At 50.3% G+C, this 12,898-nt stretch carries 10 protein-coding genes; 1 reads left to right on the forward strand and 9 read right to left on the reverse strand.

Annotation, left to right across the window (positions count from 1 at the left end; genetic code table 11):
• Nucleotides 1–69 precede the first annotated feature (69 nt).
• From NC980_RS15000 to NC980_RS15020, 5 genes are all read right to left on the reverse strand, one after another.
• On the reverse strand, nucleotides 70–1,272 hold the full coding sequence (locus NC980_RS15000; protein ID WP_190379415.1) for a M20 family metallopeptidase: 1,203 nt from the start codon (nucleotides 1,270–1,272) through the stop codon (nucleotides 70–72).
• A 181-nt stretch (nucleotides 1,273–1,453) separates the two neighbouring features.
• A complete protein-coding gene (locus NC980_RS15005) occupies nucleotides 1,454–1,840 on the reverse strand; it encodes a phosphomannose isomerase type II C-terminal cupin domain (RefSeq protein ID WP_190379416.1) in 387 nt (128 codons plus the stop codon).
• 64 nt (nucleotides 1,841–1,904) lie between these two features.
• Complete coding sequence (locus tag NC980_RS15010) at nucleotides 1,905–3,395, reverse strand: MBOAT family protein (protein ID WP_190379417.1); 1,491 nt, start codon at nucleotides 3,393–3,395, stop codon at nucleotides 1,905–1,907.
• Nucleotides 3,396–3,751: 356 nt separating this feature from the next.
• The gene (locus NC980_RS15015) at nucleotides 3,752–6,058 is read right to left on the reverse strand and encodes a VCBS repeat-containing protein (protein WP_190379418.1); all 2,307 of its coding nucleotides are present in this window, start codon (nucleotides 6,056–6,058) and stop codon (nucleotides 3,752–3,754) included.
• A 296-nt stretch (nucleotides 6,059–6,354) separates the two neighbouring features.
• Nucleotides 6,355–6,702, reverse strand: coding sequence for a DUF4870 domain-containing protein (locus NC980_RS15020; protein WP_190379419.1), 348 nt, complete (start codon nucleotides 6,700–6,702; stop codon nucleotides 6,355–6,357).
• Between the two features lie 160 nt (nucleotides 6,703–6,862).
• Between NC980_RS15020 and prfC the strand changes: the two genes are divergently transcribed.
• Nucleotides 6,863–8,491, forward strand: coding sequence for a peptide chain release factor 3 (gene prfC / locus NC980_RS15025; RefSeq protein WP_190379420.1), 1,629 nt, complete (start codon nucleotides 6,863–6,865; stop codon nucleotides 8,489–8,491).
• 242 nt (nucleotides 8,492–8,733) lie between these two features.
• Here the strand turns inward: prfC and NC980_RS15030 are convergent, their stop codons facing one another.
• The 4 genes from NC980_RS15030 to galE all read right to left on the reverse strand — a co-directional run bounded on the left by NC980_RS15030 (nucleotide 8,734) and on the right by galE (nucleotide 12,379).
• Nucleotides 8,734–9,654 (reverse strand): HetZ-related protein 2, encoded by a 921-nt coding sequence (locus NC980_RS15030; RefSeq protein WP_190379421.1) that lies wholly within the window; start codon nucleotides 9,652–9,654, stop codon nucleotides 8,734–8,736.
• A gap of 154 nt (nucleotides 9,655–9,808) precedes the next feature.
• The gene (locus NC980_RS15035) at nucleotides 9,809–10,087 is read right to left on the reverse strand and encodes a hypothetical protein (protein WP_190379422.1); all 279 of its coding nucleotides are present in this window, start codon (nucleotides 10,085–10,087) and stop codon (nucleotides 9,809–9,811) included.
• A gap of 168 nt (nucleotides 10,088–10,255) precedes the next feature.
• The gene (locus NC980_RS15040; protein ID WP_199298769.1) at nucleotides 10,256–10,807 is read right to left on the reverse strand and encodes a hypothetical protein; all 552 of its coding nucleotides are present in this window, start codon (nucleotides 10,805–10,807) and stop codon (nucleotides 10,256–10,258) included.
• A 573-nt stretch (nucleotides 10,808–11,380) separates the two neighbouring features.
• On the reverse strand, nucleotides 11,381–12,379 hold the full coding sequence (gene galE, locus NC980_RS15045; RefSeq protein ID WP_190379423.1) for a UDP-glucose 4-epimerase GalE: 999 nt from the start codon (nucleotides 12,377–12,379) through the stop codon (nucleotides 11,381–11,383).
• Nucleotides 12,380–12,898 lie beyond the last annotated feature (519 nt).

A 12,898-nucleotide genomic window follows, 5' to 3' on the forward strand; every position in this document is an offset into this window, starting at 1 on the left:
GTCCTATTCTCAATAAAAGGAATACAATAAAAAAGGGGCTTCCTGCCCCTCTTGCGAAATCTTCAAGTTTCAACCCTGCTCTACATACCTGACAAAGATTTCAACACCCATTCCCAAGACCGTCTCATCAAAATCAAATCGCGGATGATGATGTGGATAATCTAGTCCAATTTTTGAATTGGCAGAACCCAGGAAAAAATAACAGCCTGGAACTTCCTGCAAAAAGAATGACATATCCTCGCCGCCCATCGTCTGACAGTTTGGCACAACGCCGATCGGCGACTCGACTACAGTTTCAGCCACCGATCGCACCCTGTCCGCAACTGCACCATCATTGATCACGGGCGGATACAGCGGCTGATAATTCAATTCGTAAGTCGCTCCATGCGCCTGACAAATACCCGCTACAATCTGCTCAATCCGCTGCTTAAAGTAGCCTGCATAGTTCGGATTGAAATAGCGCACAGTTCCTTTAAGGTGGGCTGAGGCGGCAATCACATTACAAGCATTTCCGGCGTGAAAGGCACCCACCGTGACAACCGCAGGCTCGATCGGATCAATATTTCGCGCCACGATCGTTTGCAGCGCATTTACCACTTGCGCCCCGACGACGATCGAATCGATCGTTTGCTGCGGAATTGCGCCGTGTCCACCTTTACCCAGAATAATCACCTCAAACGTCTCAACGGCTGCCATTAATGCGCCTGTCCGAACGCCAACCGTTCCGAGCGGTAAATTATTCCACAAATGCAATCCAATAATCGAATCAACCGTTGGATTTTTGAGAACGCCTGCCTCGATCATCGGTTTTGCCCCACCTGGCCCTTCTTCCGCAGGCTGAAAAATGAACTTAACGGTACCCGGAAAATCGCGATGCTGAGACAAGTAATAAGCAGTTCCAAGCGCGATCGTCACATGCCCATCATGTCCGCAAGCGTGCATCACGCCGTCATGCTGTGATTTATACGAAACATCATTCTGCTCCTGAATTGGTAGCGCATCCATGTCGGCGCGAATCGCTAACACGCGACCGGGGCGATTTCCCGCGATCGTTGCGACAATTCCCGTTCTTGCAATTCCGGTTTGGTGGGGAATCCCCCACTGCTTGAGTTTTTCGGTGATAAACTCGGCGGTTAACTCTTCTCGAAAACCGAGTTCTGGACGCTGGTGTAATTGTCTGCGCCAAGTGACCAGTTGGGCTTGGAGTGATCGAATCTCAAGTCGAATCTGAGAGAGATCAACCGAAGGTGAACTCAAAAAAGTAGAAACCATAGGTAGTAGACCGTTGTGTAAGGAGCGACGATATGAAGATAGTCATTCTAATTTAGCCACCCTAAAGACATTATTTTATTTTGTCGGATTGGCGATCGAAAAAACTAGGTGCCGCTTCAGTGCCACCCGCTCTACAAGCATATTCGACGAATCAACCGAGCAACTCAATTGCTCAGGCGCATCAAACGTTCGAGTCTTTTTCAAATCGAACAATGTCATCCTCACCCAGATATTCACCGTTCTGCACTTCGATCATCACGAGCGGAATCACACCTGGATTTTCCACTCGATGCGGCGTTCCCATCGGTACGTAGGTGGACTGCTTCTGCATCACCATTTTCTCTTCGCCGTTGCAGATTACTTTTGCCGTTCCAGAAACCACGATCCAATGTTCGCTGCGGTGATAGTGCATTTGAGTGCTGATGTGCGCTCCCGGCTTGATCTCAATTCGGTTGATCCGATAGCGCTTCGCATCTTCTAAAAGCGTCACCGTTCCCCAATGCCGAATTTCCGTTACGTCCTCAGCAGCGCGATCGCTCACTGTGTCTTCAGAGCGTTGGTTCTTCATAGAAAATAGAAATGTCTAGGTACTCCACTGTCTAAATCATGCAGCAAAAAACAGCATTATCCGCCTAAAAGTCGAAGTAAATGTATCGGCTTCCTGCCTCTGGGGCAAGCTGCCAAACGATGTAGAAGTAGATCGGAATTAGCAGCAATTTCAGATGCCAAGTCAGATTTAGCTTTAATCCCCGCTGCAAGGTATAAGTCAGCAGCATTACCAGCGCGATCGCCGCAAACAGAATGGCAATTTGCAGTGGATACAGTCCGACTGCTTCCCCGTAAACCTTCTGGGCATACTGCACGTCGGCAGTGTAGCCCCATAAGCGCTGCAACACTTGCCAAGCTGAATCGACATTCGGCAGGCGGAAGAACACCCAGGACACAAACACCAATCCTTGTGTCAGTGCCCATCCCACCAGTACACCAGGCAAACTTGACCAGAACACCTCGATCCAGGTGAACTGTTTAGCGATCGTGTGATTAATCCGATGAATCGCGAGTCCTAAGCCATGAATTCCACCCCAAGCAATGAATCCCCAGGCTGCTCCGTGCCAAACTCCCGCAATCAGCATGATTAGAATCAAATTCAGGCAAGTCCGTATCAATCCCTGACGCGATCCACCCAGCGGGAAATAAAGATAGTTCCGCAGCCAATCGCCCAGCGTCATGTGCCAACGCCGCCAAAAGTCAGCCAAACTTGTGGTTAGGTAAGGAAAATTGAAGTTCTCCGGTAGCTCAATCCCTAACAGCAACGCACTCCCCCGCGCCACATCGACATACCCGCTGAAATCGAGGTAAAGCTGAAAGCCATAGGCGACGATCGCGATCCACAAGTCTGTACTCCCGGCTCTTTGGATGTTGTCAAAACTGAGGTTGACCAACCCATTCAGACGATCAGCAACCAACCCCTTTTTAATCGCACCGCAGGCAATGAGCCAGAGTCCTTCGGTGATTTGGGGCATTTTTGGCGCTGCGATCGCGCTGAACTGAGCTGCGAATGGGTGGTAGCGCGTAATCGGGCCTGAGATTAATTTCGCAAAGAATAGTTTGTACGCTGCAAAATCGAGAAATCCTTTTGCCGCAGGCGCACCACGATAAACATCCACTAGGTAAGCAATACACTCAAAACAAAAAAAGCTAATTCCCAGCGGCGCGATCAAATGCACATCTGCCCAATTTGCGTTCTGCTGGAGGTTCGGAAGGTTAAACGTCGTGCCGATCGTCGAAAAAATAAACGGCACATACTTAAATCCAAGCAGCAACAGTACATTGAGAAAGATGCCGCCACACAATACCCGCAGTCGCCGCCGACTCCAATCTGCCTGAGCAAACTGCCAATCTTCGATTCTCCAATCAAGCGGCACGGACATCGCTCGCCCTAACCAGTAGTTAACCCCTGTCGCCACCAGCAACAGCGGAATATACTGCGCTTGCAGCGACGCATAAAAGACCAAACTGGTGAGAAACAGCAGCCACGATCGCAGCCACGTCGATCGTGCCGACCAAAACACTCCGATCACACACAGCAGAAAAACGGCGTACAGCGGGGAAAGAAATTGCATAGCGCCCGAAAACTCGATTCGCGTCTAGTGTACTGGTAAAGTTCCAGGTCAGTACAATTTGCCAAAAAAAAGCAGCCCGAAAGCTGCGATCTCAGATATCAAGAATGGTCTAAATAAAGAGATCAGCGCTGCTAAAAGCGCGATCGTCACGTCAATAAAATGATGGATTTTCAGGACTCCAGCCCACACTGGCGATTTCTAGTGTGCGTTCTCTTGAAGCAATTCCCCGCGCAGAATGGACACTCTAATAACCGTCCCAGATTCCCTGCCTGATCCGGGTTTTGCCTAGCCATAATAAACCCAGCGTTTAACTGTCCCTTGCCCTGCTGCTCATTCGAGTGCAGGGCAGTTTTGTTTTAAGCCGCAATCTGGTCGGTTAATTTCGGTGCAATCAATTCTGTCCGGGCTGCGGCAAGACAACGACCGCAACCACATTTATAAGCAGCAAGTCGGGCAGAGGGTTTTTGAGAAGTAGATTGAGTTCCAGGGGTAGAGGCGGTGATTGCGGCGTTTATGGGTGGTGAATAGGGTTGGACTGCGCCAAAATTCACGTTCCAGCCCAAATCCCGCAGCGATCCGAGCGTCAAACTGCTCAAGGGCATTAATGTGCCAGCGACTTCAGCGAATGGGGTCATCAGTTCGGTATCAAATCGCGTTTCATCCCAGTGGTAGAAGATTTGCGGCTCGATCGGAATTGCAGTCGGCGTAAAGCTGCCAATCAGGTCGCCATATGCTGCGCCTGCGTAGCTGTCTGCACGATAGGTGGCAGTGGCGCGATCGATCCAGTCTTTTCCAGCGGTTTCGGTTGAGCCGTCCGTAAACGAGAAGCGTAACGGTTGCCAAATCGTGCCGAAGCCGAGAACATGCGCGAATTCATGAATCATGATGTCACGCAGATAGAGCGGATTGGCGTTAAATTCGGCGAGTCTGCGTGTGTTTAAGGTGCTACTGCCGCGAGTGATTACAAGATTATTTGCGGCATCGAGTGTCAGCGAAGGCCCAGATAGCGCTAGCGTTCCGGCATCTGCTGTGCCGTCTTGAGCCATTAGGTTCTGTCCGATGAGCGCGATCGGCAGGATATTTGACTGAGTGATGGCGCTGCGGCTGAGAATTGCGCTTTCCCAAAACTTTGCGGCTTGATTAATCGCATCTCGCGCTGCGGAGGTGAGTCCGTTCAGAGAGTCGGCAAAATTGAGCTGAATGCGAAACTGCTGATCATCACTGGCAGCGGCGGTGAAGTTTGTAGAAACGGTAAAATCAGCGGCTTGATTGTTGTAGCTCAGCACCTGTACAAAGTAAGCGCCGGGGGCGATGAATCTGCGAATTGATTCGTCTTTTAAGCCGCGTTCCCATTGCCATGCCAGAATTTCGCCGTTGTCGATCGCGCCATTGCCATTTGCGTCTTGAATCAAACGCACGTCTGCGTCGCCTGTAAGTCCAGTCAGCCCAGCCGTGAAAATGCCAGACTGACCGATCGTAAAGCGATAGAAATCATTGAGGTTATTTGCATCGACGCGATCGCGGCGAGAGAAGGTTGGCGCTTGGTTTTCAGCGGTGGCTAGACTGCTGTTGCTGATGGGGGCTTTGGGGGGCGAAACCGTTTGTGTGGGCGTGATGAGCGGGGAGGTCGAGCGTTCGAGCGCGGCGATCGGCTGCCAGTTTAATTCGGATTCGGTCAGGACGGTCGCAGAATTGCTTACACTGCCGTTTTGCACAAACCAGGCAAGTAGTTCTCCGGTCGAGGAATTGCGCCAGAGTAAATCGATCGTGTTGTCGCGGTTAAGATCGGCTGCGGCTAAGGCCTGCCAAGCGGAACTGATTGAGTTTCCGGTTCTAATTCCCGTGCGCTGTGTGCCGTTGTATAACCAGAACTGTGTTTCACCGGTGCGATCGTTACGCCAAAACAAGTCGGAACTGCCGTTGCCGTTGAAGTCTCCCAAGCCTGTCAGCTTCCAATCTTTGCTGGGAGCCGGATTCAAGAATACTCCCTGAGCCAGTTTTCCCTGATTGAGTAACCAGGTCGCGGTTTCTCCTGTGCTGGGATTGAACCAAACTAGATCGGGAGCGCGATCGGCATTCTGATCTGCGATGCCTTGAACCCGCCAGTCGCCTGCTCCACTGGAGCCGATAAATGCTCCAGATGCAAGCCTTGTGTTGTTGAGAAACCAAAGGGCTGCTTGTCCGTCACGTCGATTGTGCCAAATGATATCCGTAGAGCCGTCGCTGTTGAAATCGGCTAAGCCTCCGATGTACCAACCTCCGCCTCCGGCGGTGCCAAGCGCGATCGATTGAACTGCCCCGTTATTCTGTTGCCAGATTCTGACAGCTCCAGTTTGGGAGTTAAACCACAGTAAGTCTTGCTGTCCGTCGCGGTTAAAATCAGCAATGCCCGAAACTTGCCAGTTGTCATCGGTTTCGGTGGGCAAGTCTTGACGAATGACGGGGGTAGAGCCATTCACCGACCAGATTTGCGATGCGCCCGTTGCGGCGTTGCGAGAAAGTAGAGTCGCAACTGTAGAAGCACTGCTGAGTTGGAGCGCGGATCGAAGTCCTTGATTTTGTGGCGCGATCGAGGTCTGCAACGTTTTTTTTTCAGCAGTAGAGCTTAAACCCAGCAGGGATGCCGACGAATCGACCAGATTCGGCAAAGAATTAGTACACATGGTTGCTTCTCCTACCGCTCAGGTTTTTCCGTTCGGACATATTTTCACTAAAAATAAGGCAACACCGTTGCCCAATCCCGTTATTCACTCGTTTACTCATAACTGACCAAGAGAAACCACGCTGGAGCGCGATCGTTCGGAATCTCCACGACCTAGTTTTTTGCGAGGTTTAACAATTAACCAAAGAAGGCTGGTAGATTCACGTACCCTTGGCGAACATTCTATTCGCAAAACTGTTTAGTTTTTAAGCTCACTCGATGAAGATTTCACGAAGTGATTACAAATAGTAGGTGAAGTTACAGTAATCGGAGAATAAATGGGTAGCGATACGGTTGACCTGGATTATCAAGCACCTTAACGATCGCGAGAATCGGCAGTAGCCAGCTACAGATCAGCAGTCCGCCTCCAATAATGAGCGCGATCGGGATGCCAATGACAGTGGCGAAGAAAAGACTTGCCAGAATGCCATAAGCGAACAAATTGATATGAAAGTTTAGTGCTTCGCGGGCGTTGTCTTTAATTACCCAGTCGTCGGTGATGAGCAGAATGACGATCGGGATGCCAATGGATACGATCGTGGCGCTGAAGAAAATCGAGCCGTGACAGAGTGCAGAGAGGAGTTTTTGGCGATCAGTGGTTTGCATGAGTTCAGATTCAACTTATCGCTTCTGAATCTAGCTACAATCGCGCTGAATTTGTCGCTATCTTTAAAGTATTGTGATGTACTGGGATTTCCCGCACTAACATTTCCCGCACTAACATTTCCCGCACTAACATTTCCCGCATTAACTTAGAGACAACAGCATGGCGATCGAACTTGAATCCGAATTGCAAAAAGCCGTAGAGCGGCGACGAAATTTCGCGATTATCTCTCACCCAGATGCCGGAAAGACGACTCTGACCGAAAAGCTGCTGCTGTACGGAGGAGCGATTCACGAAGCGGGCGCAGTCAAGGCGCGTCGTGCTCAACGCCACGCGACCTCCGACTGGATGGCGATGGAACAACAGCGGGGAATTTCGATCACTTCAACGGTGCTGCAATTTGAGTATCAGGCGTGTCAGATTAATTTGCTCGATACGCCCGGACACCAAGATTTTAGTGAAGATACGTATCGCACTCTAGCGGCAGCAGATAATGCGGTGATGCTGATCGATGCGGCAAAAGGCTTGGAGCCTCAGACCCGCAAGTTGTTTGAAGTCTGCCGGATGCGATCGCTGCCGATTTTTACCTTTGTGAATAAGCTCGATCGTCCTGGACGCTCTCCGATCGAACTGATGGATGAGATTGAGCAAGAGTTAGGGATGCAGACTTATGCGGTGAATTATCCGATCGGTATGGGCGATCAGTTTAAGGGCGTGTTCGATCGTCGCACTCGACAGATTCACTTGTTTGAGCGCAGTCTGCACGGAAAGCGAGAAGCGGCGAATACGGTGGTTGATTTAGGTGATCCGAATATCGAAGCGCTTTTGGAGAAGGATCTTTATTATCAGTTCAAGGACGAATTGGAACTGATTGAAGGGATCGGCTCAGAATTTGATCTCGATGCGATTCACAGCGGTCAAATGACTCCGATCTTTTTCGGGAGTGCGATGACGAATTTCGGGGTGGAGTTGTTCTTAAATTCGTTCTTGGATTATGCGCTGAAACCGGGAACGCATCACAGTACCAAAGGTGAGATCGAACCAACGTATCCGGAGTTCTCTGGCTTTGTGTTTAAGCTTCAGGCGAATATGGATCCGAAACACCGCGATCGTGTCGCTTTTGTGCGGGTCTGTTCTGGCAAGTTTGAGAAAGATATGGTGGTGAGCCATGCGCGAACCGGGAAAACGGTGCGGTTATCGCGTCCTCAGAAGCTATTCGCTCAAGATCGCGAGGTGATCGAAGAAGCGTATCCGGGAGATGTGATCGGGTTGAATAATCCGGGGGTGTTCGCGATCGGGGACACGATTTACATGGGACAGAAACTAGAGTACGAGGGCATTCCTTGCTTTTCACCGGAGCTCTTTGCGTTCTTGCGAAATCCGAATCCGTCGAAGTTCAAGCAGTTTCGTAAGGGTGTTTCTGAACTGCGCGAAGAAGGTGCGGTTCAAATCATGTATTCGGCGGATGAAGCGAAACGCGATCCGATTTTGGCAGCGGTTGGACAGTTGCAGATGGAAGTGGTGCAATTCAGGCTGCAAAACGAATACGGGGTAGAGACGACCGTTGAGTATCTGCCGTATACGGTGGCGCGCTGGGTGGATGGCGGTTGGGAAGCCCTGCAAAAAGTGGGGCGGATTTTTAACACGCTTGCTGTAAAAGATAGCTGGGAGCGTCCGGTCTTGCTTTTCCGCAACGAGTGGAATTGTCAGCAGCTTCAAGGGGATCATCCGGAGTTGAAGCTGAGCGCTATCGCGCCTGTGGTGGCTGGGAAGCAACCTGTGGATATTTAGCGCGCTGCGATTGGGGCGGATAGCTGCCCCCTAAATCCCCCACTCGTGGGGGACCTTGAGGAAGAGAAAATACCTTAATCGAAAGGCATACCTTGTTCCTAAGGCCCTGGGAAACAACTCGTTTGTTGACTCAGGGGTTTGTCATTGAATTGCAAGCAAGTTTCCTTTCTTCAAAGCCCTCCACGAGTGGGGGATTTAACAGGCATTTAGCCGAAGCAACCGCAGCGAACCCCTCGATCGACTCAACGCCCCAGCCACTCTGTGACCAGTTCCGGCTGACTCTTCTGGGCAAACACTCGCACCGCATGGTAATTCACCTTCTCGCGCAATCGATACACTTGCTTAATCGGCATATCGAGACGCTGCGCGATCGCTTCTTGCGTTTTACCCTGCAAATACAGTCGCAGCCACTGCGCCGCTTCCGCTCCAATTTTTTCGGTGAGATAGCTCTCAAACTGCAGCACGATCTCGCTTCGGAGTTCTTGCTGCTGCTGGAGGCTCTGCTCTTCCTGAAACTGAGCCACCGCCTGCCCATCGAGCAAGCTGACTGAACCTTCGGAATCATCCGGTGCAATCTCTTCGGAGACTAGGCGGATAAAGTCGGCGGCTGGAACTTGAGTCATGCCGCCGCGCTGGGTGCGCTTCTGGTAATTGACAAAGCGATAGACGAGTAGCGGCTGATTGCGAATCGGACGGAGACAATATTCCTCGGTGGCGGTGAGAACGATCGCGTTGCGAAGCCGGGGATCGTTGGTGCATTGAGCAATCCAACTGACCTGCTCCTGCATATATTTATCGTTCTGCAATAAGTCCTGAATCACTTCTTGCAGAACATCGATCACGGTGGTTTGACGATCGCGGGATAAGGCAATCCAGGTACTAATTTTATTTCTGATGACAAAGATGCTTCCTAGACGCTGGATTAAGTTCTTATAAGCGCGCTGGGGGGGCGTTTCATAGTAGCGCTGCACTAGAATGCGATAGCGGTAATCCATTGCCTGAATTTCGATATCAAGGCGCTCTGGCGTGTAGCTATCGAAGCGATCGAGATCCTCACCGAGCAACCATCGGATAATGCTCTCGCGGGTGGTTTCGTTGCTGCGTGGAAGTTCGGTTTGTAGCCGCGATCGCAAGTCGGATGCGATTTGTTCTGCTCGTGTCATGGTTGCCGTCCTCATTACCCTGATATAGAGTGTGCCGCAGAGTTGACCCTAAAATCACTTACCCGATCGGGTAAGGCTGTGATCTAAATTCGCTCAGCTTGACCCATTGACTGAGGTTTTTAGTATAAAACGTTTCTTAGGGGCTTCTACTCACTTACGACATGCTTCTTGACTCTAACGACGTGGCGATTCGCTCCAGGGTTTCGGTGAGGTGGGCAATGTGGGAAACTAGCGTGGATTGGTTGTCGGTTAAGGTTTGCAGCGCGTTGGTTAATGCAAAGATTTGTTCACCTTGCTGATCAACTTGCGTGGTGATCGTGTCAATGCGCCCTGACAGTTGCTCGATCGTTTCCGTGGCAGCGATCGTGGTTTCTGCGAGTTCTTGGACGATCGTTGTTAATGCTGCGGTTTCCACGTTGGTTCCTCTTCTCACACAAATTTCGTATCTGTATTGTACTGGGGTCTTTCTACTTCGCTGTTTTGTGCATCTCCGGGAAAGTGAGGAATCGATGATGAAAACGGGGGTAAGATTCTGGGGGTGTTTTCGCGATTTGCAGGGGAACAGTCGATCGGGATCGAAGCTCGATCCCTGGTGTCATTTCTAGGCGGTTTCGCTGGGTTTAGTGGCTTTCTTTTTGGTTCTGCGGAAGCGCTGCCCCATGTCTGCGACCATCGCTTCTAGGCTGGCTCCTTGACCGCTGGCTTTGGCATGACGATAAGCGGTGAGGGCATCTTCATAGGCTTCTGAGCCGATCGCAATGGTGGTGGCATCGACGAGATCGCGTAGTTGCGTCAATGCCATCAAGACGGTGTTGAGGCGATCGTAGGTGCTTAAGTCGCGATCGAATTTTGCGACATCAAACGATCGTGGCAGAAAATCTGCATTTTGCTGAATCACTTCTAAGACTTTTCCGGCAAAGACGCGATTAGCATCTGCCATCCCCAGCATCGCTTTGCGCTCTTCGGCGCTAATGTCCCGCAAATAGGGCATCATCTTGCGGATCTCGGCAATCACGTTGAGAATGACATCGCGATCGGGTTGACTTAAGCCTTCAGGGATGGCAGAAGCGCTGGATTCAATCAATTGAAGGGAAATCGAAGGGGTACTCAGTTCTTTGCTGTTGGTGCTGCTGTCGGTTTTTACTAGGGTCATTCGGGTAGATGCAAGCTTTTGCATCGCTAAACGATAAATCTATCGTTCCCCGGATCGAATGGGTTGATCGCTGCGGCAAACGCGAGCGGAGGATTTTTTTTCGTTGAATGAGTGATTTTAGTTCATCAATGAACTGTTTTAGTGATCCGATGAGCAATTTCAGTTCATCAACGAGCAATTTTAGTGATCCGATGAGCAATTTCAGTTCATCAACGAGCAATTTTAGTGATCCGATGAGCAATTTCAGTTCATCACTGAGCAGTTTTAGCGATCCGATGAACTCTTTTAGTGATCCGATGAGCAATTTTAGTTCATCGTTGGGCTTGCAGGGCGGACGATCGCGACTGCGCCTAGAATTGCATATCTCATCGTCTCTCCTTAGTGTTATCGTCAAGTGCATTCGCCGTGGCTGTCATCCCCATTGTCAACGAGGTTGGGTAGAGCGTTGTGCTGATGAACACTAGCAGTGTACTGAGAGAAACTGTAGGCGGCACAGTTTTGATCGCGATCGCACAAAAAATCCGCAGATCTGCTCATCGAGAGCGATCGTGCGGAATCTAAGTTTCGGTAATCTTACCCGTGTCGTTTTTGATGCCATGCCCAAGCGTGGGTCAGGATCGTTTCGATATCTGCATATTGAGGATTCCATCCCAACATTGATCGCGCCTTTTCTGCACTCCCGACCAATGCAGGCGGATCACCCGGACGACGATCGCACTCGATCGCCGGAATCGGTTTCCCCGTCACCGATCGCGCTGCTTCGATCACTTCCCGCACCGAGAACCCATTCCCATTCCCCAAATTAAACAGTTGAGAATCGCCGCCCTTAAGCAAATAATCCAAGCCCAAAACGTGCGCCTCAGCCAAATCCGTCACATGGATATAATCCCGAATGCAAGTCCCGTCCGGAGTCGGATAATCCGTGCCGTAGATCGAAATCGAATCGCGCTGTCCTAAAGCCGTCATCAGAATCAGCGGGATCAAATGCGTTTCCGGTTGGTGATCTTCGCCTAAGCGACCTTCTGGATCAGCCCCCGCCGCATTGAAGTACCGAAACGCCACCGATTTAAAGTCATATGCCGGATCAAAATCCGCCAACATCCGCTCCACCATCAGCTTCGTTGCGCCATAGGGATTAATCGGATCTTGGGGATGATCTTCGGGAATCGGCACCACCTGTGGCACTCCATAAGTCGCACAAGTCGAAGAAAAGACAAAACGCTTAATTCCCGCCGCCACCATCGCTTCGAGTAGCGTCAGCGTCCCCACCACATTATTGTGATAATACTTACCCGGTTGCGTCACCGACTCACCCACATAGGCATACGCCGCAAAGTGCATCACCGCACTAAACGGACGCGAGGCAAACACCTGATCCAGCAGCTCACGATCGTTCGTATCCCCCTCGATCAGTTCCACCTTCAGAACCGATTCCACAATATCGCGATGCCCGTAAACCAAATTATCGAAAACAACCACTTCATACCCTGCATTTTGCAGAGCAAGAACCGCATGAGAACCGATATATCCGGCTCCCCCTGTGACTAATACGATCGGCTTTTGAGATGACATAATAAACCCTCGCCCAGTTTTAGAATTATTTTTATTTCAAACTGCGCTTTCAGATTCAGCTAGAAAGACGCAAACTTCATCCGGTTCTCTACTCCATCGTCCTATCTGAAGATATCGCGAGTCACCAAAAACAAAATCACCGTAAATACAATTCCTGCCAAAATTAGCTCCATTTGAAGATTCCTCCCATACACCCTTCGGCGCTTGCAACCCGATTGAAACAATGCTGCGATCGTTTCAGAGCCGTTTAGATTCATTTTCAGAACACAGAGGTTCCCTTGTCAGCAAATTCGAGAAGAAATCTATCGCTCAGCCCGAAAACCTCCTACAATCTAGCAATTTTAGGTACAATCCTAGTCTTGAAACAGTTCATTTTCCAGCCCAAGTCTAAGATTAGAGAGTTCGATGGGTGACGATCGAATCATTCAACAGATCAACCACTCTACGTATGAAATTTACTACTTACGGGTAATCTTGAAGCGATAAAGTGTGTCCCTAAATTTAATCGTTTAACGATCG

Source organism: Leptolyngbya sp. AS-A5, assembly GCF_039962495.1.
Classification (GTDB): domain Bacteria; phylum Cyanobacteriota; class Cyanobacteriia; order Leptolyngbyales; family Leptolyngbyaceae; genus Leptolyngbya.

Bases quoted from the DNA above. Each gene is read 5' to 3' on its own strand.
- prfC (WP_190379420.1), top strand. From the start codon at position 6,863: ATGGCGATCGAACTTGAATCCGAATTGCAAAAAGCCGTAGAGCGGCGA.
- NC980_RS15015 (WP_190379418.1), bottom strand. From the start codon at position 6,058: ATGTGTACTAATTCTTTGCCGAATCTGGTCGATTCGTCGGCATCCCTG.
- NC980_RS15020 (WP_190379419.1), bottom strand. From the start codon at position 6,702: ATGCAAACCACTGATCGCCAAAAACTCCTCTCTGCACTCTGTCACGGC.
- NC980_RS15005 (WP_190379416.1), bottom strand. From the start codon at position 1,840: ATGAAGAACCAACGCTCTGAAGACACAGTGAGCGATCGCGCTGCTGAG.
- NC980_RS15000 (WP_190379415.1), bottom strand. From the start codon at position 1,272: ATGGTTTCTACTTTTTTGAGTTCACCTTCGGTTGATCTCTCTCAGATT.
- NC980_RS15040 (WP_199298769.1), bottom strand. From the start codon at position 10,807: ATGACCCTAGTAAAAACCGACAGCAGCACCAACAGCAAAGAACTGAGT.
- galE (WP_190379423.1), bottom strand. From the start codon at position 12,379: ATGTCATCTCAAAAGCCGATCGTATTAGTCACAGGGGGAGCCGGATAT.
- NC980_RS15030 (WP_190379421.1), bottom strand. From the start codon at position 9,654: ATGACACGAGCAGAACAAATCGCATCCGACTTGCGATCGCGGCTACAA.
- NC980_RS15010 (WP_190379417.1), bottom strand. From the start codon at position 3,395: ATGCAATTTCTTTCCCCGCTGTACGCCGTTTTTCTGCTGTGTGTGATC.